At 62.2% G+C, this 22,469-nt stretch carries 20 protein-coding genes; 13 read left to right on the top strand and 7 right to left on the bottom strand.

The window, feature by feature from the left end; genetic code table 11:
• Positions 1 to 91: 91 nt before the first annotated feature.
• Positions 92 to 520, top strand: a complete 429-nt coding sequence (locus B058_RS0104795; protein ID WP_018507347.1) for a hypothetical protein — start codon at positions 92 to 94, stop codon at positions 518 to 520.
• Between the two features lie 25 nt (positions 521 to 545).
• Here the strand turns inward: B058_RS0104795 and B058_RS0104800 are convergent, their stop codons facing one another.
• On the bottom strand, positions 546 to 1,817 hold the full coding sequence (locus B058_RS0104800) for an NAD(P)/FAD-dependent oxidoreductase (RefSeq protein WP_018507348.1): 1,272 nt from the start codon (positions 1,815 to 1,817) through the stop codon (positions 546 to 548).
• A gap of 394 nt (positions 1,818 to 2,211) precedes the next feature.
• Here B058_RS0104800 and B058_RS0104805 point away from each other — a divergent pair, with 394 nt between their 5' ends.
• Positions 2,212 to 3,960, top strand: a complete 1,749-nt coding sequence (locus tag B058_RS0104805; protein WP_088178096.1) for a SulP family inorganic anion transporter — start codon at positions 2,212 to 2,214, stop codon at positions 3,958 to 3,960.
• Positions 3,957 to 4,517 carry an LbetaH domain-containing protein gene (locus B058_RS0104810; protein ID WP_018507350.1) on the top strand — a complete coding sequence of 187 codons (561 nt, stop codon included), beginning with the start codon at positions 3,957 to 3,959 and terminating at the stop codon, positions 4,515 to 4,517. The genes B058_RS0104805 and B058_RS0104810 overlap by 4 nt, the downstream gene beginning before the upstream one ends.
• 25 nt (positions 4,518 to 4,542) lie before the next feature.
• Here the strand turns inward: B058_RS0104810 and B058_RS0104815 are convergent, their stop codons facing one another.
• A complete protein-coding gene (locus B058_RS0104815; RefSeq protein ID WP_018507351.1) occupies positions 4,543 to 4,740 on the bottom strand; it encodes a hypothetical protein in 198 nt (65 codons plus the stop codon).
• A gap of 100 nt (positions 4,741 to 4,840) precedes the next feature.
• Between B058_RS0104815 and hyfB the strand changes: the two genes are divergently transcribed.
• Genes hyfB through B058_RS0104845 form a run of 6 tightly spaced genes read left to right on the top strand, consistent with a single transcriptional unit; the run spans position 4,841 to position 12,050 of the window.
• On the top strand, positions 4,841 to 6,853 hold the full coding sequence (gene hyfB, locus B058_RS0104820) for a hydrogenase 4 subunit B (protein WP_026240648.1): 2,013 nt from the start codon (positions 4,841 to 4,843) through the stop codon (positions 6,851 to 6,853).
• Positions 6,850 to 7,794, top strand: coding sequence for a respiratory chain complex I subunit 1 family protein (locus B058_RS0104825; RefSeq protein ID WP_018507353.1), 945 nt, complete (start codon positions 6,850 to 6,852; stop codon positions 7,792 to 7,794). The genes hyfB and B058_RS0104825 overlap by 4 nt, the downstream gene beginning before the upstream one ends.
• Positions 7,795 to 7,842: 48 nt before the next feature.
• Positions 7,843 to 8,508 (top strand): hypothetical protein, encoded by a 666-nt coding sequence (locus B058_RS0104830; RefSeq protein WP_018507354.1) that lies wholly within the window; start codon positions 7,843 to 7,845, stop codon positions 8,506 to 8,508.
• Positions 8,509 to 8,511: 3 nt separating this feature from the next.
• Positions 8,512 to 9,963 (top strand): hydrogenase 4 subunit F, encoded by a 1,452-nt coding sequence (locus tag B058_RS0104835; RefSeq protein ID WP_018507355.1) that lies wholly within the window; start codon positions 8,512 to 8,514, stop codon positions 9,961 to 9,963.
• A 1-nt stretch (position 9,964) separates the two neighbouring features.
• Complete coding sequence (locus B058_RS0104840; protein ID WP_018507356.1) at positions 9,965 to 11,515, top strand: hydrogenase large subunit; 1,551 nt, start codon at positions 9,965 to 9,967, stop codon at positions 11,513 to 11,515.
• 1 nt (position 11,516) lies between these two features.
• Positions 11,517 to 12,050 (top strand): NADH-quinone oxidoreductase subunit B family protein, encoded by a 534-nt coding sequence (locus B058_RS0104845; RefSeq protein ID WP_018507357.1) that lies wholly within the window; start codon positions 11,517 to 11,519, stop codon positions 12,048 to 12,050.
• A gap of 99 nt (positions 12,051 to 12,149) precedes the next feature.
• Here the strand turns inward: B058_RS0104845 and B058_RS0104850 are convergent, their stop codons facing one another.
• Entirely contained in the window at positions 12,150 to 13,253 is a 1,104-nt protein-coding gene (locus B058_RS0104850) for a spermine/spermidine synthase domain-containing protein (RefSeq protein ID WP_245539249.1), read from the bottom strand.
• A 200-nt stretch (positions 13,254 to 13,453) separates the two neighbouring features.
• On the opposite strand from B058_RS0104850, the gene B058_RS0104855 reads away from it, so the two are divergent.
• Together B058_RS0104855 and B058_RS0104860 are read left to right on the top strand one after the other, a co-directional pair.
• A complete protein-coding gene (locus B058_RS0104855) occupies positions 13,454 to 13,660 on the top strand; it encodes a hypothetical protein (protein WP_026240649.1) in 207 nt (68 codons plus the stop codon).
• Between the two features lie 34 nt (positions 13,661 to 13,694).
• Positions 13,695 to 14,000: a DUF167 domain-containing protein gene (locus tag B058_RS0104860; protein WP_018507360.1), complete on the top strand. Its 306-nt coding sequence runs from the start codon at positions 13,695 to 13,697 to the stop codon at positions 13,998 to 14,000.
• Between the two features lie 45 nt (positions 14,001 to 14,045).
• Here B058_RS0104860 and B058_RS0104865 read toward each other — a convergent pair whose 3' ends face one another.
• The 4 genes from B058_RS0104865 to B058_RS0104880 form a co-directional block, all read right to left on the bottom strand.
• Positions 14,046 to 16,403, bottom strand: a complete 2,358-nt coding sequence (locus B058_RS0104865; protein WP_018507361.1) for a nitric oxide reductase activation protein NorD — start codon at positions 16,401 to 16,403, stop codon at positions 14,046 to 14,048.
• Positions 16,404 to 16,496: 93 nt separating this feature from the next.
• On the bottom strand, positions 16,497 to 17,300 hold the full coding sequence (locus B058_RS0104870; protein ID WP_018507362.1) for a CbbQ/NirQ/NorQ/GpvN family protein: 804 nt from the start codon (positions 17,298 to 17,300) through the stop codon (positions 16,497 to 16,499).
• Positions 17,301 to 17,456: 156 nt separating this feature from the next.
• Positions 17,457 to 17,813, bottom strand: coding sequence for a ribulose bisphosphate carboxylase small subunit (locus B058_RS0104875; protein WP_026240650.1), 357 nt, complete (start codon positions 17,811 to 17,813; stop codon positions 17,457 to 17,459).
• A gap of 63 nt (positions 17,814 to 17,876) precedes the next feature.
• A complete protein-coding gene (locus B058_RS0104880; protein ID WP_018507364.1) occupies positions 17,877 to 19,298 on the bottom strand; it encodes a form I ribulose bisphosphate carboxylase large subunit in 1,422 nt (473 codons plus the stop codon).
• A gap of 159 nt (positions 19,299 to 19,457) precedes the next feature.
• Here B058_RS0104880 and B058_RS16460 point away from each other — a divergent pair, with 159 nt between their 5' ends.
• Both B058_RS16460 and B058_RS0104890 read left to right on the top strand, forming a co-directional pair.
• Entirely contained in the window at positions 19,458 to 20,405 is a 948-nt protein-coding gene (locus B058_RS16460; protein ID WP_018507365.1) for a LysR family transcriptional regulator, read from the top strand.
• A gap of 380 nt (positions 20,406 to 20,785) precedes the next feature.
• Positions 20,786 to 22,468 (top strand): NADH-quinone oxidoreductase subunit 5 family protein, encoded by a 1,683-nt coding sequence (locus B058_RS0104890; protein WP_018507366.1) that lies wholly within the window; start codon positions 20,786 to 20,788, stop codon positions 22,466 to 22,468.
• Position 22,469 lies beyond the last annotated feature (1 nt).

Consider the following 22,469-nt stretch of genomic DNA (forward strand, 5'->3'; position numbering starts at 1 on the left):
TCCCGCAGACACGCGTCATGCCTTGTCCCCACACAGGCACGTGTGCAAAAAATGCTTAACCAACCGGGAGCAGGACTGCTAACGTAATGCCATGGACGAACGTTTTTATCGTGAACAGGAAATCGCGCGCTGGCCGGCATTTCTTCCCGCCGCCACCTACAACCTTGCGCACACTCTGCTGGCACGGGCCGGAAAATGTCTGTTCGTGCCGATTCGCAGCCTGCAGTACATGGCAGTGCTGGATGCGGAGGAGTTCATTTTCGTCGACAGCCAGAACAAGGCCTGGGTCGAGTTGGCCTGGCAGCACTTCCATCCCCAGGCGCGCGCATCGCTGGACGAGCGCGTGCCGTTCGAGGTAGTGCATTACCTTCCCCAGGCGGCGGAAACCATGAAACGCCTCCCGGGAGAATTCCACCAGGCCCTGCTGTTGCTCGCCGAGCGCCAAAAACCGGATGCGCCTGCCACTGTGATCGCGCTACAACCCGGGGACAGAAAACCTCACGACGACACGCCAATCTGACGCGCCGCCGAGCGCGGCGTTTGTCTCACTCCTTGAGTTTCGAAATTCCCAATGCGCGCAGCGTGAGGTTTTCGTAGAAGGGCCCGACATTTCCCTTCTTGATCTTGCGCAGGAAATACTTCTCGAACGCAATCTTGGCCAGGTGCACCCACTTGCCTTCGGAGAACCAGTTGACGTTGCGCGGCGGAATCTGCGGCAGCGCCACGAACGCAATGCCGGTGTCGCCAAAGTCGGCCAGGCAGACTGCGTTCCAGGTGGCCTTCTCGGTAGGTTCCTTGCCGTCCAGCAGCGAGCGGATGTTGTGCGCGGTGGCCGTCACCATGGATTCGATCATGTAGCCGGTCTTGGGCACGCCGACCGGCAGCGGAGTGGCTTCGACCGGGGGAATGGCGACGCATACGCCGACGGAGAAGACGTTCTTGAAGGTGGGGTTGCGCTGGTACGGGTCGATGACGATGAAGCCTCGCGGATTGGTCAATCCTTCGATGCCGAGGACGGCGTCCACGCCTTTGAAGGCAGGCAGCATCATGGAGTACTTGAACGGCAGCTCGTGCTGTTTCTTCTCGCTGCCGTCCTCGTTCACCTCGGTGACGAACATCTTGCCGGCTTCGACCCTGGTGACCTTGGCGTTGCAGATCCATTTGACGTGCTTGTCGCGGAAGGCCGATTCGATCATGCCCTTGGAGTCGCCCACGCCGCCGAGGCCGAGATGGCCGATGTAGGGTTCGGCGGTGACGAAGGTGATGGGTACCTTGTCGCGCAGCTTGCGGCGGCGCAGGTCGGTTTCCATGATCATGGCGAATTCGTAGGCGGGGCCGTAGCACGAGGCGCCCTGGACGGCGCCGACGACGATGGGACCGGGGTCTTTGACGAAGGCCTGCCAGTTGTCGTTGGAGGTGACGGCGTGGTCGACGTGGCAGACGGACTGGGTGTGGCCGTTGGGGCCCAGACCTTCGATCTCGTCGAAAGCCAGTTTGGGGCCGGTGGCGATGACGAGATAGTCGTAGTCGATGCTGCGGCCGTCTTCGAGTTCGATGCGGTTTTCGGCGGGGTGGACACGTTTCGCGGCGACGGGGATGAAGTCGATCTTCTTCTTGCTGAGAATGGGTTCGATCGGCAGCTCGATGTCCGCGCGGGTGCGCCAGTTGACCGCCACCCAGGGGTTGGAGGGAACGAAATGGAAGGTGGGGGTGTTGGAGATGACGGTGACGCGGTCTTCGGCGCGCGCATTCTCCCGCATCTCGAACGCCATCGGCATCCCGCCTATCCCGGCTCCCAAAATCACGATGTGGGCCATTTTCTATCTCCTGATGGTTGTGGTTGCACAGTTAACTTCTTTTTTATACGTCAACTGACCGAGTTCGCAATCAGAATCGGTTCACCGCTCAAGTAAGCAGCCCTACGCGGGTTGGCTGCATCGCGGCTTACATGGCTTTTCTCAGTCGATGACCGGACCGACAAAGGACATCAACGCGAGCGGTTGAAAACCGGTCACATCCCGCTGGCACGGGGCAAAATGGCAGCATGGCCGCGCCTCCCCGGCAATGCGCATGCAGGCGTCCAGTTAGCCCTGCATGCGCCCTGAAATGCCAAAACCGCTGTGTCATACCCGCCTAATGCTTTAAAATGCGCCCACTATGCAAAAAACACTTTCCAAACTCTCCCCCGTCTGTCCTCTCTGGGTTTACAGGATGCTCCCTTTTCTTCGCTGGTGGCCTTCGGTCAACGGCAGTACGACCCGCGACGATGCGATGGCGGGACTGACCGGCGCCCTGATCGTGCTGCCCCAGGGCGTGGCCTTCGCCACCATTGCCGGCATGCCGCCCGAATACGGCCTTTACGCGGCGATGATGCCGGCCATCATCGCCGCGCTGTTCGGCTCGTCATGGCATCTCGTGTCCGGGCCCACCACCGCCATTTCGATCGCCGTGTTTGCGTCGGTCAGCCCGTTTGCCCATCCCGGCACACCCGAATTCATCAGTCTGGTGCTGACCCTGACCTTCATGACCGGGGTCTTCCAGCTCATTCTTGGCTTGGCGCGCATGGGCGTGCTCGTCAACTTCATTTCCCATACGGTCGTGATCGGCTTTACTGCCGGCGCGGCCATGCTCATCGCAGGCAGCCAGATCAAGAACTTCTTTGGGGTCAGTATCCCGCGCGGCACGCCGTTCTTTGAGATCCTGTCCTTGTTCGTCCAGCACCTTCAGGACATCAACCCATACGTCACGGCGGTATCCGTCATCACGCTTGCCTCGGGCATCCTGGTCAAGCGCTTCATGCCCAAGTTCCCCTACATGATCGCCGCCATGCTGGTCGGCAGCTTTGCGGCGCTGTTCTTGAACGCACGTTACGGCGTGGAGGTCACCCACATCAAAACGGTCGGCGCCCTGCCGTCCGGCCTGCCACCGCTGTCGTCGCCCGACTTCTCCTTTGGCGCGCTGAACCAGATGCTGTTCCCGTCCCTGATCATCACCATGCTGGCCCTGACGGAAGCAGTATCCATCTCGCGTGCCGTCGCCACGAAATCCGGGCAACACATCGACGGCAACCAGGAATTCGTCGGCCAAGGCCTGTCCAACGTGATCGGCAGCTTCTTCTCCAGCTACGCGGCGAGCGGATCGTTCAACCGCAGCGGGGTCAATTACGCGGCAGGTGCGCGCACCCCCCTGGCCGCCGTGTTCGCGTCGGTATTCCTGCTGATCATCCTGTTGCTGGTTGCGCCGCTGGCCGCCTACCTGCCCGACGCCGCAATGGCCGGGATCCTGTTTCTGGTGGCCTGGAGCCTGATCGATTTCCACCATATCAGCCTGCTGCCCAAGATCAGCCGGCAGGAAACCTTCGTCCTGTGGGTGACGCTCATCGGCACGCTGGTCGATCTGGAGAAGGGTATCTTCTTCGGCATCGCCCTGTCGCTGGTGTTCTACCTGTATCGCACCTCACGGCCCGCGCTCGAACCCGTGCTGCCCGATCCCGATCCGGCAAGCTACCATTACACGCCCCTCGATGGCCGGTCAGAGTGTCCGCAGATGAAAATGATGCGGATCAATGGCTCGATCTTCTTCGGCGCGGTCGCCCATCTGCAACAGCAATTGCAGGAAATCGAAGAATCGGAACCCGAGCGCAAGCATCTGGTCGTAATGGCCAGCGGCATCAATTTCGTCGATCTGGCCGGAGCCGAGTTCCTGGCCGAGGCTGCACGCCAGCGGCGGAAAATGGGCGGAACCCTGTCTTTTTACCGCATGAAGAACAGCCTGGCCGACACGCTGAAACGCGGCCATTTCATGGATGACGTCGGTGAAGAAAATCTGTTCCCGGCCAAAACCCGCCCTGCCGAGATTCTGTATCCGAAGCTCGACAACGAGATTTGCCGGAATTGCACCGTACGCGCCTTCCCCATCTGTCATCAACGCTTACCCAACGGAGAACCTCGCTCATCATGATCCGCAGAAACCCGTCCGGACATTTACCCGTCGTACATGACACCGCGTTTGTCGATCCCACCGCCATCCTGTGCGGCAAGATCATCGTAGAAGAAAACGTGTTTATCGGCCCCTATGCGGTCATCCGCGCTGACGAGGTGGACGACAACGGCGAGATGGAGCCCATCGTCATCGGCGCCCATTCCAATATCCAGGACGGCGTGGTCATCCACTGCAAGGCGGGCGGCGGCGTCACCATCGGGCGAAGCACCTCCATCGCGCACCGTTCGATCGTGCATGGCCCCTGCACCGTGGGCGATAACGTTTTCGTCGGCTTCAACTCGGTGCTGTTCAACTGCATCGTGTCCGACGGCTCGGTCGTCCGCCACAACTCGGTGGTGGAAGGCTGCACCGTGCCGCCGGGCTTCTACATCCCTTCCACCGCCAACATCCACTCCGATGCCGACCTGGCGACGATCGAGCGCGTATCGCCGCAGGCCGCCGACTTTTCGGAAAGCGTGGCGCAGGCCAACCATGAGCTGGTCAAAGGCTACAAGCGCATCCGCAACGAATTCTGAGTTTGGGAAGATGTCCCCCCGGACATCATTCCTCGTCCCGTGGCGCCGCAGCGGTCAGCCACTTGGGTAATTCCCTTCCGCCCGCATTGTCGATGATGTATTGACGGATCAATCGCCGCACGACCTGTGACGGCGTCAGGTCGCGCTGCACGCAGATTTCTTCGAACAGTTTCTTTTTCCTGGGATCGATCAGAACGGTGAGCCGGGCTGTACGGTTTTCCATGGCGACAGAATGACGACTTGATATGTTAATCAGATTAACATTGTAGTTGATTTGGTTTGTCAATAGAATCAAATCTGGCTCGGCTACGCGCGTACGTTCAATGTCACATTTGGCATCCCTTGACGCTCATGTCCTCGATTTGGCTTGGGCCGGGGTGCTTTACTGGTTGGGATTGGGTTTTTCAGCGCTACTGCTGCACCGCCGGCACGGCCTGCTCACCCGACTGGTCTTTCCCCTCGGCGCCTTGGGCGCATTGTTCATGGCAGGCATCGGCGTCGCCGGGCTGCTGCAGCCCGCCTCGTCCATGGTGCTGCCCATCGGCCTGCCCGACCTGCCGTTCCATCTGCGGCTGGACGCCTTGTCTGCCTTCTTCATGGTGTTGCTGGGCGGCGCCGCATTCGGCATCACCGTGTATGCCTGCGGCTATTTCAGAAACATGGCTGCGGGTCCGCTCGCCCTGCTCGCCCTCTGGTACCACCTGTTCCTGGCCGGGATGGTCACGGTGCTGCTGGCCGACGATGCCTACGCGTTCATGGTGGCTTGGGAGGTGATGGCCCTGTCGTCCTACTTCCTCGTCACCACCGACCACAAGATTCCCGAAATTCGCCGCGCCGGGTTTCTCTATCTGCTGATCGCGCACATCGGCGCAGTGGCCCTGCTGCTCACCTTCGGCGTGCTGCAGGGCGGCCATGGGGACTACACCTTCAACACCATGCGCCTGGCGGAGATGACGCCGTTCTGGTCCTCGGCAGCATTCCTGCTGGCACTGTTCGGTTTCGGCGCCAAGGCGGGCTTGGTGCCGATACACGTGTGGCTGCCGGAGGCCCACCCCGCTGCGCCGTCGCCGGTATCGGCCCTGATGTCGGGCGTGATGCTGAAGACCACCATCTACGGCTTGCTGCGCATCACTTTCGATCTGCTCAAAATACAGCTCGGCTGGTGGGGCACGCTGGCATTGGCGCTGGGCCTGGTGACCGCACTGTATGGCGTGATCTTCGCTGCCGTGCAGTCGGACATGAAACGCCTCCTGGCCTGGTCCTCGATCGAGAACATCGGCGTGATCATCGCCGCCTTCGGCCTGACGCTGATTTTTCACACCGACGGCAAGGGCGCTCTGGCCGCACTGACGTTGACCGCCCTGCTGTACCACGCCCTCAACCACGCGTTCTTCAAGGGCTTGCTGTTCGTGGGCACGGGCTCCGTGCTGCATGCCACCGGCGAGCGGCGCATGGGCCATCTGGGCGGGCTGATGCGCTATATGCCATGGACGGCCTGGCTCACCCTGATCGGCGCGCTGGCCATCGCGGGTCTGCCGCCGCTCAATGGCTTCGTCTCGGAGTGGCTGTTGTTGCAGGCTTTCCTGTTGACGCCGGGACTCACTCAGCCCTACCTCAACATGGTGATTCCGGTGGCGGCAGCCACCGTGGCGCTCGCCTCTGCGCTCGCAGCCTACGTGATGGTGAAATTTTATGGCGTCATCTTCCTCGGACAGCCCCGCGATCCGGGACTGCAACATGCGCACGAGGCAAGCTGGCCGGAACGCCTGGGCATGCTGTGGCTGGCGGGCGCTTGCATCCTGCTGGGCCTGTTTCCCACGCTGGTCATCCAGCGGCTGGAACCGGTCGTGCTGATGCTGACCGGACAACGCCTGCCCGGCATCAGCAATTGGCTGTTGCTGACGCCGGTTTCGGCCGAGCGGGCAAGTTATGCGCCGCTGATTTTCTTGGCGGGCGTCACGGCGGTGGTGGCGCTCACTTATCTGTGGGTACGCCGCGTCTATCACGGCAGGGTACGCCGCAGCGAACCGTGGGATTGCGGCTATCCGGAACAGGATGCGCGCATGCAGGACAGTGCCGAAGGCTTCGGCCAGCCGATCCGGCAGATCTTCGAGGTCTTCATGCGGGTGGAACGCGAAACCCCCGACCCCTTCGACCGCCACCCGCATTACCGCGGCGACAGCCGCGACAAGCTCTGGCTGCTGATCTACCAGCCCATCGCCGACCTGACTGCGTGGTTGTCGATGCAGGCCGCACGCCTGCAACATGGCCGCATCCAGTGGTACCTGGTCTACAGCTTCGTCACCCTGATCGTCCTCCTGGTCTTCACACGATGAGCACCGGCATCCTCCTGCAAGTCGCCCAGACCCTGTTTGCCATCCTGCTGGCGCCCTTGCTGATGGGCTGGGTCAACCAGTGCCGCGCCTGGCTGCAGGGGCGCAGCGCGCCGCCCATCACCCAACCCTATCGCACCCTGCGCAAGCTGTTCCACAAGGACGCCGTCATCGCGCACAATGCCTCGCCGCTGTTCCGCTTCGCGCCCTACATGAAGTTTGCCTGCATGGCGCTGGCAGCCGGCATCGTACCGACGATCGCCAATGATCTGCCCTTCTCGCCGGCAGCGGACGTCATTGCCCTGGTGGGCATCTTCGCGCTGGCACGGGTATTCCTGGCGCTGGCGGCCATGGACATCGGCACCCCGTTCGGCACCCTCGGCGCGCGCCGCGAAATGCTGGTGTCATTCCTGGCCGAACCTGCACTGCTCATGGTGTTCTTCACCGCCAGCCTGATTTCCCAGTCCACCGAACTCCCCATCATCGTCGCCACCCTGGCGCACAAGGCCTTCGCCATCCACCCCAGCCTGGCGTTCGCGGCAGTGGCGTTCTGGATGATCTCGGTGGCGGAGAACGCGCGCATCCCCGTGGACAACCCCAGTACCCACCTTGAATTGACGATGATCCACGAGGCCATGATCCTGGAGTATTCCGCCCGCCATCTCGCCCTGATCGAATGGGCGGTGGCATTGAAACTGTTCACCTATTCCGCGCTGGGCATCGCGCTGTTCCTGCCCTGGGGCATCGCCCCCCAGGGCGATATCGCCGCCCTGCCTTTGGCGCTGGCCGCCATCGTGGCGAAGCTTGCTGTCGGCGGCGCCGCACTGTCGCTCATGGAAGCCGTCTCCGCCAAGGTGCGCCTGTTCCGCGTGCCGGAGTTTCTCGGCACGGCCTTCCTGTTGGCGGTACTGGGCATGCTGATCCATTTCCTGCTGGAGGTGTGAGATGGAGCCGAACGCAATTCGCGCATTGAACGTCGGACGTCGAGCATCATGACGGCACTGCCCTACCACCTGCAGATCGTCAACCTGCTTGCGGCCCTGCTGCTGCTGATCTCGTTCGCCATGCTGTCGCAGCGTCGCGTCATCGGCCTGGTGACCCTGTTCGCCTGGCAGGGTGCCGCCTTGGCCTTGTCCACGGCCATCGTCGCCTGGTCCACCGGCCAGCACCATCTGTATTACTCGGCGGCCATGACCCTGGGCCTCAAGGTGATCGCCATGCCCTGGTACTTCTACCGCCTGGTGAAAAAACTGGACGTGAACCGGGTCGTGGAGCCGATGATCAACATCCCGACCACCATGCTGATCGGCATCGTGCTGGTGATCTTCGCCTTCAACCTGGCGCTGCCCATCTCGGAAATGTCCGGCACGGTGACGCGCTCGACCCTGGGCATCGCCATGGCCTGCGTGCTGCTCGCCTTCCTCATGATGATCACGCGTACCAAGGCCATCCCGCAGGTGATCGGTTTCCTGTCCATGGAGAACGGCCTGTTCTTCGCCGCCACCAGCGCGACCTACGGCATGCCTCTTGTTGTGGAACTGGGCGTGGCCCTGGACGTGCTGGTTGGCGTATTCGTGCTCGGCATCTTCATCTTTCAGATCCGCGAGACGTTCGATTCGCTGGATCTGAAGCACATGGAAAAGCTCAAGGAAAAATAAGTCATGGAACTTTTCTGGCTACTCGGCATTCCGTTGACAGGCGGTATTTTCCTGGCGCTGTGGGGTTACCGGCGCCATGCGCCGGAGATCAACGCGCTCTTCAGCCTGCTCACGCTGGCGGTGGCGGCACTACTGACTGTGCACATCGTCGAAACCGGCCCGATGATGGTGGCAAACGGCTGGTTCTTCATCGATTCGTTCAATGTGTTTCTGGTCGCGCTGACCGCCTTCGTCGCCTTTACCACCGCGCTGTTCTCGCGCCCCTACATGCGTATCGAGCAGGAGCACGGCCGGCTCAACGCCACGCGCCTGCGCCTGTATCACAGCAGCTACCAGATTTTCATCGGTGCCATGCTGCTGGCGCTGACCACCAACAACATGGGCATCCTGTGGGTGGCAATGGAGGCCGCGACGCTCGCCACCGTGCTGCTGGTTTCGCTGTACCGCACCCCGGCCTCGCTGGAAGCGGCCTGGAAATATTTCATCCTGTGCGGCGTGGGCATCGCGCTGGCGCTGTTCGGCACCATCCTGCTTTATTTTGCAGCGGAGAAAGTTCTGGGCCCGGGCGGCAATGCGCTGTTGTGGACGCACCTGAACGATGTGAAGGCGCAGCTCGAACCCACAGTGCTGTCGCTGGCCTTCGTCTTCCTGCTGGTCGGCTACGGGACGAAAGTAGGCCTGGCGCCTCTGCACAGCTGGCTGCCGGATGCCCATGCCGAGGGCCCGACGCCGGTGTCCGCCGTGCTCTCCGGACTGCTTCTCAATGTCGCGCTGTATGCGGTGATGCGCTCCAAGGTGCTGGTGGACGGCGCACTCGGCAATGACATGGCGGGGGCGCTGATGATGGGTTTCGGTTTGCTTTCCGTCGTACTGGCGGCATTCCTGATCGTACGTCAGACCGACGTCAAGCGCATGTTCGCCTACTCTTCCATCGAACACATGGGGCTGATCACGTTCGCTTTCGGCATGGGCGGCGCAGTGGCAAACTTTGCCGGGCTGCTGCACATGACCATGCACTCGCTCACCAAGTCCGCCATCTTCTTTGCCGTCGGCCACGCCACGCAAAAAACCGGCACGCAATTGATGGATGACATCCGCGGCCTCATCAAGACCAACCCCACCCTCGGCTGGGGCCTGATGCTCGGTACCGTCGCCATCCTCGGCATGCCGCCGTTCGGCGTGTTCGCCAGCGAATTCCTCATCATCACCACCGCCATGCACGAGCATCCCTGGGCCACGCCCTTCCTGCTGCTGGCGCTGGGCGTGGCCTTCGCAGCCATCTTCGGCAAGGTGCAGCCCATGGTGTTCGGCGAGACCGAGCTGCCGAAGCTGCCCTACCAGCCTGCGCAGACGCCGGTGTTCCTGCATCTGGGCCTGGTGTTGATGCTGGGCCTGTTCATTCCGCCGTATCTCGCCGCCTGGTACAAGCAGGCGGCCCAGTTGCTGGGAGGCTGAGATGAAGATCGGCGATCACGAGTGGCGCCTCGACCCCATCGGTCCGCATATCTGGCGCGGGCGCGTGGAAACCGGGCAATTGCTCGCGCTGTCGCGTGCGGTCAAGGATGAAGGCGGACAGCTCGTCGCGCTGTGGGGCTCGGACGACCGCCACCTGAACGGTGGCTTCGGCATTCATGTCGCCCTGCTCACCGGCTTGGGGTTGGCCTGGGTGAGTTGCGCCTTGCCGACGGAGCTGCCCGCCTATCCCGATCTCGCGCATATCTTCCCGCAGGCCGACCGCATGCAGCGCGCGGCCTTCGACCTGCTTGGCATCACGGCCACCGACGCAGTGGACGAGCGCAAATGGCTGCGCCACAACGCCTGGGCCGCAGACGAATTCCCCCTGCGCAAGGATTTCTCGCCGCTCACTGCTCACCGCTTACCGCTCCCGGAAGTCGACGCCTATCCCTTCATCCGCGTGCAAGGCGACGGCGTGCACGAAATCGCGGTCGGCCCCATCCACGCCGGTACCATCGAACCGGGGCATTTCCGCTTCTCCATCATTGGCGACCGCATCCTCAAGCTGGAAGCGCGCCTGGGCTATACCCACAAGGGCATCGAGAAACGTTTCGAGGGCATGGATATCGCCACAGGCGCCAGGCTTGCCGGACGTGTGTCCGGCGATTCGCACAGCGCCTATGCCTGGGCCTATTGCATGGCCGTCGAGATGGCGACCGCCAGCGCCGTGCCCGAGCGGGCGTTGTGGCTGCGCGCCCTGTTCCTGGAAATCGAGCGCATCGCCAACCATCTGGGCGATCTCGGTTACCTGGGCAACGACGTGGCGCTCGCGTTCGGCTTCGTGCAGTTCTGGCGTCTGAAGGAAGACTGGCTGCGAATGAGCGCAAAGCTGTTCGGCCACCGTTATCTGTTCGATCGCATCACGCCGGGCGGCGTGGCTACGGATATCGACGCCGCGGGGCAAGCCGAGCTCGACGCCCTGGCCAGCCGCATCGAGATCGAAGTGCGCGAACTCAAGGCCATCTACGACGAGCATGCCACCTTGCAGGACCGCTTCGCCGATACCGGCATCTGCAAACCCGAGCTGGCTGCGCAGTTGGGCCTGACCGGGCTGGCCGGCCGCGCCAGCGCCCAGGCCTGGGATGCGCGTACGCAATTTCCGCAGGCCCCCTACGATCAGCTGGATGTGAACATGGCGACCCAGCGCCGGGGCGATGTGCTGGCGCGCGCGGAAGTGCGCTTTGCCGAAGTATACGAATCCCTGCGATTGATCCGCGGCATCCTCAAGCGCCTGCCGGCGGGCGGCATACACGCACCGCTCCAGCCGGTGCAGGCTGTATGCGAAGGCCTGGGTTGGGTGGAAAGTTGGCGCGGCGAGGTGGTGGTGGCAGTACGAATTGCGGCCGACGGCACGCTCGACCGCGTGCATCCGCACGATCCGTCCTGGCAGAACTGGCCGCTGGTGGAAGTGGGTGTGCTGGACAACATCGTGGCCGACTTCCCGCTCATCAACAAATCCTTCAACCTCTCCTACAGCGGACCGGATTTATAAGATGGCTTCGTACCTGATCCTCCAGAAGATCCTCAAGACCGGCTTCGTCTCCGAACCGGCGCCCCAGGCCGACCCCGCACTGCGCACGCGCGAGCAGGCGCTGCATGCGGTAATCCTCAAGGTGTTCGGCCAGGCGGTGGCGATCCGCCACGTCGACGCCGGTTCCTGCAACGGCTGCGAACTGGAAATCCATTCGCTCAACGGTCCGCACTACAACATCGATGGTCTGGGGGTGAAATTTTCCGCCAGTCCCCGGCATGTCGACGTACTGCTGGTGACCGGCCCGGTTTCGCGCCACATGGAAGCCGCGTTGAAGCGCGCCTATGAAGCCATACCGGACCCCAAGTGGGTGGTGGCCATGGGCGAGTGCGCCTGCACCGGCGGGATGTTCGGCGAGAGCTATGCGTCGTGCGGAAAAATATCCAATGTCATCCCCGTCGACGTCGAAGTGCCAGGCTGCCCACCCACCCCGACTGCGTTGCTGCAAGGCATTCTGGCTGCCGTCAGCAAGGGGGCGCCCAACGCGGACGATTAGCAGAAGCTCCACACGTCCGGTAGAGGCAGGTAACACCGCGGAACCCACATCGTGCCGCCCCATCCTGGCGGCGCCTCGCACGACCATCCTGTCTAGTGTCTAGGCTTTGGGTTTCCTGCCGGGGCTGGCGGCCGGGATATATCCCGAGATCCGATACAGCATTCCTTCGCTTTTCTTGCCCTTGATGAAGCGCGTGGAGTGGCACGCGATGACGTCCCCTTTTTTCGATAATTCGGCCAGATGAAGCCGTACGTCTTCCAGCGGGATTCGTGTCGCCGCGGCGATCTCCGCGTCGAACTGCTCGCCGCGGCTTTTCAGGTATTGATGGATTTTTTGCATATCAGACGCACCTGATTTCATGAGTGACGAGGCCTTAGAGCATGCAGCCTGCTTTGCCCAGGGCAATTCAGCCCCTTCGCGCAAGCTGGTAACGATTGCTGAAAAGTCGAGTGGAATCCGATCGGCAAGCGCACTCGTCCGTTTTTCCAGCTGTCCCCAATCGAGAGAACAATCCGACCCGGCACATGCAAAGGCAATATGGTTGTCGCCGCCGGGGACCGTCCCCAAATGCACGTGCCCTTCGAAGATTTCGTTCAACAAGGCCAGGTGCCTGGACCAGTATTTCCGAGGCCCGGCAAAGTTGGCGACAAGCAGGCCACCTGGACGGAGCCGGTTCCGCGCCGCCCGATAGAAAGCGCGGCTGAGAAACGTCGGGGCGATGCCTCGGGCGTCGAAGCCATCCAGCAGCAGCACATCGGTATCGCCTTCAGCCATGGGCAGGTACGCGGCGGCATCGGCCTGGACGATCGCCAGGCGCTCATCGTCGGGTACGCCGAACGCCTGGCGCAATGCGATGACGTCGGGGTTCACCTCGACCACGGTCAGGCGTGCACGGGGCAGGTGGCGATGGCAGAACTTGGCCAGCGACCCGCCACCCAATCCGACCATCAATACATGGTCCGGATTCGGCGCGAACAGCAGAAAAGCCATCATCTTGCGGGTATAGGCGATATCCAGGGCGAAAGGGTCATCGATGCGCATGGAACTCTGGATGAAATCCAGATTGAACAGCAGTTGCCGCGTCTCGCCGTCGTCGATGATAAAAGGCCTGGCATAGCGCCCGTCCAGAATCTGTTCGTAAAGTCTCACAGGATCGCTCTGCGGCGGCTCAAGCACGCACACCTTGACCGGGGCGCCCGCCACCTTGCCAGGCAACTCCAGCAACGGGGGGCGACTCATGGAGACAGCGATGGCGGAATGGGACACGTGTGACGAAGGCCTATAAACATGTCTGCCAATTAAGCATGGCAAAAGTGCGACTGATCAAATCACATCATTAAATGACATTCTCATGATAATACAATTATCATATTATCCCTACCCTGCCCATCTCGAGTCCCACCATGGAAAACCGTACCGCCAGGATGACCATCCTGATCGATCCGCTCAAAAAGCAAATCTTCGAGGACATCTGTACACGGCAAGACCTCACGTCGTCGCAAGTCATCCGCAAGCTGATGCGCCAGTACATCATCGATCATTCGGGTTCGCGAGAGCTGCCCGAATGGTTGACCGGGCATGCCGCCAAGGCGGGAAACCCATCGAAGTGAACCTGCGCAAGGGCGGCAGGCCGGACAGCACGCAATGACTGCAAAGCAGTCGTTCTTTTATTGGGAAGGCGAAACGCTGGTGCTCAATGTCCTGGGCAGCCCCCGTTCGAAACGGGATGCCATCGGCAAACCCAAGGGCCACCAACTCAGAATCAGCGTCACCGAAGTCCCGCGCGCAGGCAGGGCAACGGATCACATGGTGCGATTCCTGGCCGGGGAATTCGGTGTAGCCGCCGCCGACATCGAAGTCGTTTTCGGTCGCATGAATGTGAACAAGCAACTGCGCATCCACTCTCCCGCGCGCCTGCCTTCCATCATTGCCCGGCCGGAAGTGTGCTGAAATCACCTGCGGACATGTCCGCAGGTGATTTCAGGGTTTCTGGCTTTAGCGCGTCAGACCGGCGTACAGCATCGGCAACTTCTCGGGCAGCCGCTGAACGTGGTCGACCACCATGTAGTTCTTCTGCCCGAAGATGCGCGACACGTAGTTGTCGGCGCGCGGGTCGAGGCTCATGCAGTAGGTCGTCACGCCGTTGCGGGCGACTTCCTCCACCGCCTTCTTGGTGTCGTAGCGCAGGTACTGCGGATCGCGTACGTCGATGTCGGCCGGCTCGCCGTCGGTGATGACGATCAGCAGCTTCTTCGCCGAGCGCTGCAGTTTCAGGTGATGGCCGGCGTGGCGGATCGCCGCGCCCATGCGGGTCGACAGCTGGCCGGTCATGCCGGCGAGCTTGGCCTTCGGCCCCTCGTCCCAGTGCTGGTCGAAGTCCTTGAAGCGGTAGTACTCGACATCGTGGCGGCCGTCCGAACAGAAACCATGGATCGCAAAGGGGTCGCCGACCTTGTTGATCGCGTCGGCCAGGAGCACGCAGGCCTGGCGCGTGAGATCCAGCACCGAGTACTCCTGATCCTGCACCGTCTCGTTGGTCGACTCCGACAGGTCCAGCAGCACCAGGATCGAGAAATCGCGCGTCTTGCGCACGCTGCGCATCATGATGCGCGGGTCGGGCTGGTTGCCGAGACGGATGTCGATGAAGCTGGCGATCGCCGCGTTGATGTCGATCTCGTCGCCGTCCTCCAGCTTGCGGATGCGCTGCACGCCCTGCGGCTGCATCGCGTCGAGCAGGAATTTCATGCGGTGGATTTCGCGCTTGTACGTGGATGTGATGTCGTCGATCACCTGCAGATCACCCGACTTGGCGCGCTTCTCCAGCACGGTCGCCCAGGCCGGACGCTCCAGCTGGATCTGGTAGTCCCACTCCGAATAGTGGAAGGGGTCGGACGCCGGCTCCTTGCCTTCCATCTCGTTGAAGCTCTTGCCGTGACTCTCGTCGCCGATGTTCTCGTAGGGGAAGAGCTCCGTGCTCAGCACCCAGATCTCCCCGGCATCGTCGCCCGCAGTTTCAACGTCGATCGCGTTGACCATCTCCATCACGCTGACGTTCTTGCGAACCTGCTTGACGCTCTCGTAACCGGCGCCCGCTGCCTTGTCGAAATCAAATTCCTCGAATTCCCAGAAGTAGCGGTTGTCGTCGCGGTAGGGCGCGGCGAGGATGTCGGTGCGCGGGTTGAACGGGATTCTTTTCTCGGTCAGATTGTGCGCGAGCTGGACGCCGATTTCCCACGAAACCTGGTTGTCGCCGAGGCGGTCCTGCGCGGCGGCAAACAGTGCGCGGCCCTCGGCGACCCACGGGTCGTTATCCTGGTAGGTTTCGTCCAGCAGCGCGCGGGCCAGGCGGTTGAGATAATCGCCGACGCTTGCATTCATTTCCGGCGTGGCGACATGCAGCCGGCTCCAGAGCTGCTTCAGGCCGGGGAAACGACGGATCGACAGCGCTTCCACCCGCGCGTCCTCGATGACGGAAATCACCGCCATCTGCATCGGGTTCAGCGCTTCGGCTGAAATCGGCTCCTTCGTTTCCACCACATGCGCGGCGCAGTGCGCGGCCGTGGCGCGATAGAGCTCGAGGCCCGACACCGGCTCCTGCCCTTCGATCGCGAAGTCATCGACGGCGTCGGGCACGTGTAGCAGATAGTCGGCGATGTAGGGTCGGTAGCCCTCGCGCGACTCGAAGTCGCCCGAGGTCGGCCGCATGAAAAAGTCGCGTGCCCACAGCGCCCTTAAATACATGTTGATGCGGCGCTGCACGTCGACCAGCAGCGTGCCCTTGCGCTCCTTCTGCAGCATCGCCAGCGACTCTTTCGACTCGAGGCTGAAGTACCTGATCTGCTCTTCGTAGTTGGTGCGATGCGCGTGCGCGCCCCACAGCGCCCAGCGGCGCAGGCCGCCCAACGTCAGATGCTGGAACAGTACTTCGAGCTTGTCGAGCATCGGCCGCACGCCGCGCGGCGCCTGCGCGATCAAAGTGTTGATGAATTGCAGGTACTTGAGGAAGAGGTCGGCGTCGCCGAGCCGGCTGGCGGCGGTCGGCGCGCTGGCAAGCAGCAGCTCGATCACCGCGCCCGAGGTTTTCGACGCCAGCATCAGCGCGGTGGTGGCGAGGTCGGCCACCACACCCTCACCCACTTCCTTGGCCACCAATGGCGCCTGCTCGATCCAGGTTTCGACCAGATCGTCGCCTCGTCCCAGCCCGCGGATGGCCGACACGCCCTTCAGATAGTTGTCCAGCCCGCGCGGCGAGAACACCTTGGTGGCCTCGTGCCAGGTCGCATTCAACGTATCGCGCGTATGCGGCGACAGGTCTTCCAGCAGTTCAGCGTAGTCTTCGAGTTTGATCGACATAGTGAGCGAGCTGTAAACGGTTAGCCGTGAGCGGTAGGGGCTGGCAGCGCAAGCGGTTCTCCCGCTCACTGCTCACCGCTTGCCGCTTACGAATCAGAAGAACGTGGACACCGCCGCGTCAAGCGCGTCGCGCATGTCGGGATCGTCGGTGATCGGGCGGACCAGGGCGACGCGGCAGGCGGCCAGCGGGTTGACGCCCTTGGCGATCAGCGAACCTGCATAGATCAGCATGCGGGTCGACAGGCCTTCATCGAGGCCGTGGCCCTTGAGGTTGCGGCTGCGCTCGGCAATCGACACCAGCTTGCCGGCGACGTCGGCGTTAACGCCGGACTCGTGCGTGACGATCTCGGTCTCGATGCCGTGCTCCGGATACGTGAAGTCGAGGCCGCCGAAGCGCTGCTTGGTCGATTGCTTCAGATCCTTCATCAGACTCTGGTAGCCGGGGTTGTAGGAAATCACAATCTGGAAATCGGGGTGGGCGTGCACCAGCTCGCCCTTCTTTTCCAGCGGCAGCACGCGACGGTTGTCGGTCAGCGGGTGGATCACCACGGTGGTGTCCTGGCGCGCTTCGACGACTTCGTCCAGGTAGCAGATCGCGCCATGGCGGGCGGCGATGGCGAGGGGCCCGTCCTGCCACTCGGTGCCGGAGGCGGACAGCAGGAAGCGGCCAACCAGGTCGGACGCCGTCATGTCCTCGTTGCACGCCACGGTGATCAGCGGCTTGCCAAGCTTGTAGGCCATATATTCGACGAAGCGCGTCTTGCCGCAACCGGTGGGACCCTTGAGCATCATCGGCATGCGCACCGAATAGGCGGCCTCGTACAATTCAACTTCGTCCGCGACCGGGCGGTAATAGGGTTCCTGGGTAATGCGGTACTGGTCGACGATATTGCTCATGACGGCTCCATGTAAGGGGATCGCAAATACGCAGGCCGCTCAGTGTGCAGCCTGGGGATTTGCGACAGATAAAAAGCCCCCGGGCACCGACCCTGCGCCCACTTCAGGGCTTCGGGATCGGGCAGCGGGGGCCGGGTGTGACAGCCTTGCCGCCGCTTAAACGGTCTTGCCGCGGAAGATCACCATCGACGCGCCCTGGCTTTGCGAGAAGTTGTCGTAGCCAATCAGACGGACGTGGTTGTTGGGGTTGGCCTTGTGGCAGGCTTCAGCTTCAGCCAGCACGCGAGAGACGTCGGTTTCACCGAACATCGGCAGCTTCCACATGTACCAGTAGGAGTCCATCATGTGCTCGGGCTCGGTGTGCTCGATGGCCGGGTTCCAGCCTTTTTTCACCAGGTACTCGACCTGCTTCTTGATGTTGTCCGCAGTCATGGCGGGCAGGTAGGAGAAGGTCTCGAATTTGCGGCTGGCGGGATCGCTCAGGCGGCTTTTGTAATCCATCACTTCAGACATGTCATTTCCTTTCGGTTTGGCTTCCACGAAGTTCATGCGGCATGAACTTCGTGGATAAACGTTTTACTTGTGGGCGACGTCCAGCTTGTCGACGGTGTCGAACTCGAACTTGATCTCTTTCCACGTTTCCATGGCGATCTTCAGTTCGGGGCTGTGCGCGGCGGCAGCGGTCAGGATGTCCTTGCCTTCCTTCTCGATCTGACGGCCCTGGTTGCGGGCTTCCACACAGGCTTCCAGCGCGACGCGGTTGGCGGCGGCGCCGGCGGCGTTGCCCCAGGGGTGGCCGAGCGTACCGCCACCGAACTGCAGTACGGAGTCGTCACCGAAGATGGAGACCAGTGCAGGCATGTGCCACACGTGGATGCCGCCGGATGCAACCGGGATCACGCCGGGCATGGAACCCCAGTCCTGGTCGAAGAACAGGCCGCGCGAACGGTCTTCGGCGATGAATCCGTCACGCATGGTGTCGATCCAGCCCAGGGTCGCTTCGCGGTCGCCTTCGAGCTTGCCCACGACGGTGCCGGAGTGCAGGTGGTCACCACCCGACAGACGCAGCACCTTGGTCAGCACGCGGAAGTGGATACCGTGGTGCGGGTTGCGGTCGAGCACGGCGTGCATGGCGCGGTGGATGTGCAGCAGCATGCCATTGTTGCGACACCAGTTGGCCAGACCCGTGTTGGCAGTCAGACCACCGGTCAGGTAGTCGTGCATGATGATCGGGGCGCCGATTTCCTTGGCGTACTCCGCGCGCTTGTACATCTCCTCCGGGGTCGGAGCAGTGACGTTCAGATAATGGCCCTTGCGCTCGCCGGTCTCGCGCTCGGCCTTCAGGGTCGCTTCGTGCACGAAGGAGAAGCGGTCACGCCAGCGCATGAAGGGCTGGCTGTTGACGTTCTCGTCGTCCTTGGTGAAGTCCAGACCGCCGCGCAGGCACTCGTACACGGCGCGGCCGTAGTTCTTGGCGGACAGACCCAGTTTCGGCTTGATGGTGCAGCCCAGCAGCGGACGGCCGTACTTGTTCATGCGGTCGCGTTCGACCTGGATGCCGGCGGGCGGGCCACCACAGGTCTTGACGTAGGCGATCGGGAAGCGAATGTCTTCCAGACGCAGGGCGCGCAGGGCCTTGAAGCCGAACACGTTGCCGACCAGCGAGGTCAGCACGTTGACGACCGAGCCTTCTTCGAACAGGTCGATCGGGTAAGCCACGAATGCATAGAAGCAGGTGTCGTCACCGGGCACGTCTTCGATGCGGTAGGCGCGACCCTTGTAGTAATCCAGGTCGGTCAGCAGGTCAGTCCACACCGTGGTCCAGGTACCGGTCGACGATTCGGCGGCCACGGCGGCGGCGACTTCTTCACGATCAATACCCGGCTGGGGCGTGATCTTGAAACAGGCCAGAATATCGGTGTCCAGCGGGGTGTAATCCGGGGTCCAGTAAGTCTGCCGGTATTCCTTAACACCGGCGTTGTAGGTCTTAACAGCCATGATTCCTCCTAGCAAAGGTTAGGTTTACGGACATGCCAGAAGTGGTCATGCACGATGGGTCGCATCATGCAGGAGGCGAACCATAAATAACAGTCGATTTTTTCTATTTGTAGAATAGACTATTGTCTATGTAAGGATTGGGAGAACCCGTCTAAAGCCATGCGCAGCCATACCACGTTTCGCCAGCTGGAAATTTTCGAGGCCATCGCCCGGCTCGGCAGCTTTACCCGTGCTTCTGAAGAGCTTTACCTCACGCAACCGACGGTATCGATGCAGATGAAGAAGCTCACCGAAGCGGTTGGCGTACCGCTGATCGAGCAAGTCGGCAAGAAGCTCCACCTGACCCCCGACGGCCAGCACCTTGCACAGGCCACCCGCGAGATCTTCAGCACCCTCGACCGCTTCGCCATGTCGGTCGCCGAGCGCAAGGGTTTGAAGCAGGGGCAACTCAGCCTGATGGCCATCACCACGGCATCGTACTTTGCGCCGCGTCTGCTGGGCGAATTCTCCAAGCTCTACCCGGGTATCGATGTCTCGCTACGCGTCACCAACAAGGAACAGGTGCTCGCCAGCATGGCCGACGGTCTCGACGACCTCTATTTCGTCGGCCAGCCACCGGAGGACATCGATGTCGTCGCCACACCCATCATGGATAACCCCATCGTCGTGCTGGCCGCACCGGAACATCCGCTGGCGCACAGGAAAAAGATTCCTCTCGACCGGATCGCCGCGGAGCCCTGGCTGATGCGGGAGAAAGGTTCGGGCACGCGCAACGCCATCGAGCGCATGTTCAGCAGGCACGGGCTCAACATCCATCCGCGCCTGGAACTGGGGAGCAACGAAGCAATCAAGCAGGCAATCCTCGTCGGGCTCGGCATCTCCGCCCTGTCCCGCGACACCCTCGCCCTCAACCAGCCCGGACAGTTCGCCGAGCTCGACGTCGAAGGCTTTCCGATCCTGCGCCACTGGTATGCCGTCTACCCGGCTGCCCGGCAACTGTCTGTCGTGGCGCGCGCGTTTCTCGAGTATCTGCTCGACCGCGCGGAGGCGGCACCGGCCGCGGCGGTTGGCAAGCGATCACCTGAGGCCAAAGACCTAAGCCGTTGAGGCCCCTGGCCGTACCACGGCACCACGACGCGCCTCGAACGCGACCACTTCGGCACGAGCGCTGCCCGCCTGCGTGATATCCGACGGCCTCCACGGCCGATATGCATCATTCCATGTACGTTATGGTTCCCATAAAAATTTAAGACTGTTCTGTATGGATCGTCGAATTTAGGATTCTGCCTGGCACCTAGTGGATTCAGGTCCGATGACCAAGTGCGGCAGAACGCCGCCGCACAAGCGCGATAAATGATGCAATCGATGTTCAGGGTGGTGCTTCTACCATAATTTATGGATTGACTCCCACCGCATCGTGGTCACCCGGGCAGCGTTCACGGCAGGCGCCAACCAAGACGACTCTGAAATCAAGGAGAACTGACGCGGTGGACAAGCTCATCATCCTGCTTCCGGCCACGCCATTGCTCTCGGCCTTGTTGATTACGCTGCTCGCCGATCGGGCCCGGCATCGTATCGCGCGCCTGAGCGTCGGCTTCAGCGTGCTCACCTTCCTGCTCGCCGCGGCCTCGCTCGCGTTCTATCTGACCGAGGGTCAGCCGCAATGGGTCGCGTTCGCGCCGGGCTGGGGCAGCCTGTATCTCGATCCGCTGACCAGCGTAATGTCCCTGATGGTCGCGGGCATCAGCCTGGTCGTGCACGTCTATTCGGTGCGCTACATGGCTGAGGAACCCGGCTACGCGCGCTTCTACATCCTGCTCGACCTGATGGCCACGGCCATCCTGCTGATGGTGGCTGCGGGCGATCTCGTCACCCTGCTGGTGGCATGGCATCTGATCGGTGTGCTGCTCTACTTCCTGCTCGGCCAGGACGCCGCACGGCCAGCGGCCCAGCGCTATGCCTTCTGGACATTCCTGACCTATCGCCTGGGCGACCTGCCGCTGGTGCTGGCTGCGGTCCTGCTATACGAAACCTACGGCACCGCGGCCCTGCCAACGCTGTTCGAACGCATCGCCGCCGCGCCGGATGCACTCACCGTGGCGGGCATTCCTGTGCTCACCGTGGTGGCCCTATTGGTCGCCCTGGCGGCATTTGCCCGCTCGGCACAATTTCCGCTGCACACCTGGCTGCCCTACACCATGGAGGGGCCGACCCCGGTGTCGGCGCTGATGCACGCCGGCATCGTCAACGCCGGCGGCTTCATCATCAACCGTTTCGCACCGGTGTTCGTGCACGCCGGCGGCGTCTTGCACCTGGTGTTCGCGGTGGGCTTGGTCACGGCCATCCTCGGCTCGATCCTGATGCTCACCCAGAACGACATCAAGAAGTCCCTCGGTTACTCGACCATGGGCCAGATGGGTTTCATGTTCGTCGAATGCGGCGTCGGTGCGTTCTCCCTCGCGATCTACCACCTGATCGCCCATGGCCTGTTCAAGGGCACGCTTTTCCTCGGTGCCGGCAGCGTGATCGGCAACGCGCGCAAGCACGACGGCGTGCCCCACGACGACGTCTACACCTTCGTGGTCGAGCGCAAGCCTCTCGCGCCGCGCCTGCCCTGGGTCCTGGCGGCCGTCATCACCGTGGTGGTGCCCTTGCTCGTGCTCGGCGCGTCGCGCTGGCTGATGGGCGGCGACTCGGTCGGGGAGCAGGGCGGGATCATCCTGTTGTTCTTCGGCTGGGTGACCGGCGCCCAGCTCCTGTTCGCGACCTATCGCCTGCGCGTGGACAGCCCGTGGCGGATGATGGTGATGATCATTCTGTCGCTGATCATCGTAGTGGCCGGCTATACGCTGATCGAGCATGGCTTCGATCTCTTCCTCTACCCTGATCGAGAGCTGAGCGAGCGTATCTATGCGGCGGCCAGCATCCCGCTGGCGACCTTTGAAGTGCTGGTGATGATCCTCACTGCCGCCATCGTAGTAGGCTGGATCGCCACCTACTACGCTGCCGCCAACGGCCGCGCGCACCGCAGCAGTGATGCATCGCCGCTGCGGCTCGCCTTCTATTCCCTGATCTCGCGCGAGTTCTACGTGGCCGACGTGTACGCCTGGCTCACCCAGGCAACGCTCGGCCTGTCGCGGCGCCTCAATGTGTGGTCAAGGTGGGTGTGAC

Origin of the sequence: Thiobacillus thioparus DSM 505, from assembly GCF_000373385.1 — a bacterium.
GTDB classification, from domain to species: Bacteria; Pseudomonadota; Gammaproteobacteria; order Burkholderiales; family Thiobacillaceae; genus Thiobacillus; species Thiobacillus thioparus.

Excerpts from the sequence above, each read along its gene's own strand:
- B058_RS0104795 (WP_018507347.1), top strand. The coding sequence starts at position 92 with ATGGACGAACGTTTTTATCGTGAACAGGAAATCGCGCGCTGGCCGGCA.
- B058_RS0104840 (WP_018507356.1), top strand. The coding sequence starts at position 9,965 with ATGAAGATCGGCGATCACGAGTGGCGCCTCGACCCCATCGGTCCGCAT.
- B058_RS0104805 (WP_088178096.1), top strand. The coding sequence starts at position 2,212 with ATGCTCCCTTTTCTTCGCTGGTGGCCTTCGGTCAACGGCAGTACGACC.
- B058_RS0104800 (WP_018507348.1), bottom strand. The coding sequence starts at position 1,817 with ATGGCCCACATCGTGATTTTGGGAGCCGGGATAGGCGGGATGCCGATG.
- B058_RS0104865 (WP_018507361.1), bottom strand. The coding sequence starts at position 16,403 with ATGTCGATCAAACTCGAAGACTACGCTGAACTGCTGGAAGACCTGTCG.
- B058_RS0104860 (WP_018507360.1), top strand. The coding sequence starts at position 13,695 with ATGACTGCAAAGCAGTCGTTCTTTTATTGGGAAGGCGAAACGCTGGTG.
- B058_RS0104825 (WP_018507353.1), top strand. The coding sequence starts at position 6,850 with ATGAGCACCGGCATCCTCCTGCAAGTCGCCCAGACCCTGTTTGCCATC.
- B058_RS0104845 (WP_018507357.1), top strand. The coding sequence starts at position 11,517 with ATGGCTTCGTACCTGATCCTCCAGAAGATCCTCAAGACCGGCTTCGTC.
- B058_RS0104830 (WP_018507354.1), top strand. The coding sequence starts at position 7,843 with ATGACGGCACTGCCCTACCACCTGCAGATCGTCAACCTGCTTGCGGCC.
- B058_RS0104880 (WP_018507364.1), bottom strand. The coding sequence starts at position 19,298 with ATGGCTGTTAAGACCTACAACGCCGGTGTTAAGGAATACCGGCAGACT.
- B058_RS16460 (WP_018507365.1), top strand. The coding sequence starts at position 19,458 with ATGCGCAGCCATACCACGTTTCGCCAGCTGGAAATTTTCGAGGCCATC.
- hyfB (WP_026240648.1), top strand. The coding sequence starts at position 4,841 with ATGTCACATTTGGCATCCCTTGACGCTCATGTCCTCGATTTGGCTTGG.
- B058_RS0104815 (WP_018507351.1), bottom strand. The coding sequence starts at position 4,740 with ATGGAAAACCGTACAGCCCGGCTCACCGTTCTGATCGATCCCAGGAAA.
- B058_RS0104810 (WP_018507350.1), top strand. The coding sequence starts at position 3,957 with ATGATCCGCAGAAACCCGTCCGGACATTTACCCGTCGTACATGACACC.
- B058_RS0104835 (WP_018507355.1), top strand. The coding sequence starts at position 8,512 with ATGGAACTTTTCTGGCTACTCGGCATTCCGTTGACAGGCGGTATTTTC.
- B058_RS0104855 (WP_026240649.1), top strand. The coding sequence starts at position 13,454 with ATGGAAAACCGTACCGCCAGGATGACCATCCTGATCGATCCGCTCAAA.
- B058_RS0104875 (WP_026240650.1), bottom strand. The coding sequence starts at position 17,813 with ATGTCTGAAGTGATGGATTACAAAAGCCGCCTGAGCGATCCCGCCAGC.
- B058_RS0104870 (WP_018507362.1), bottom strand. The coding sequence starts at position 17,300 with ATGAGCAATATCGTCGACCAGTACCGCATTACCCAGGAACCCTATTAC.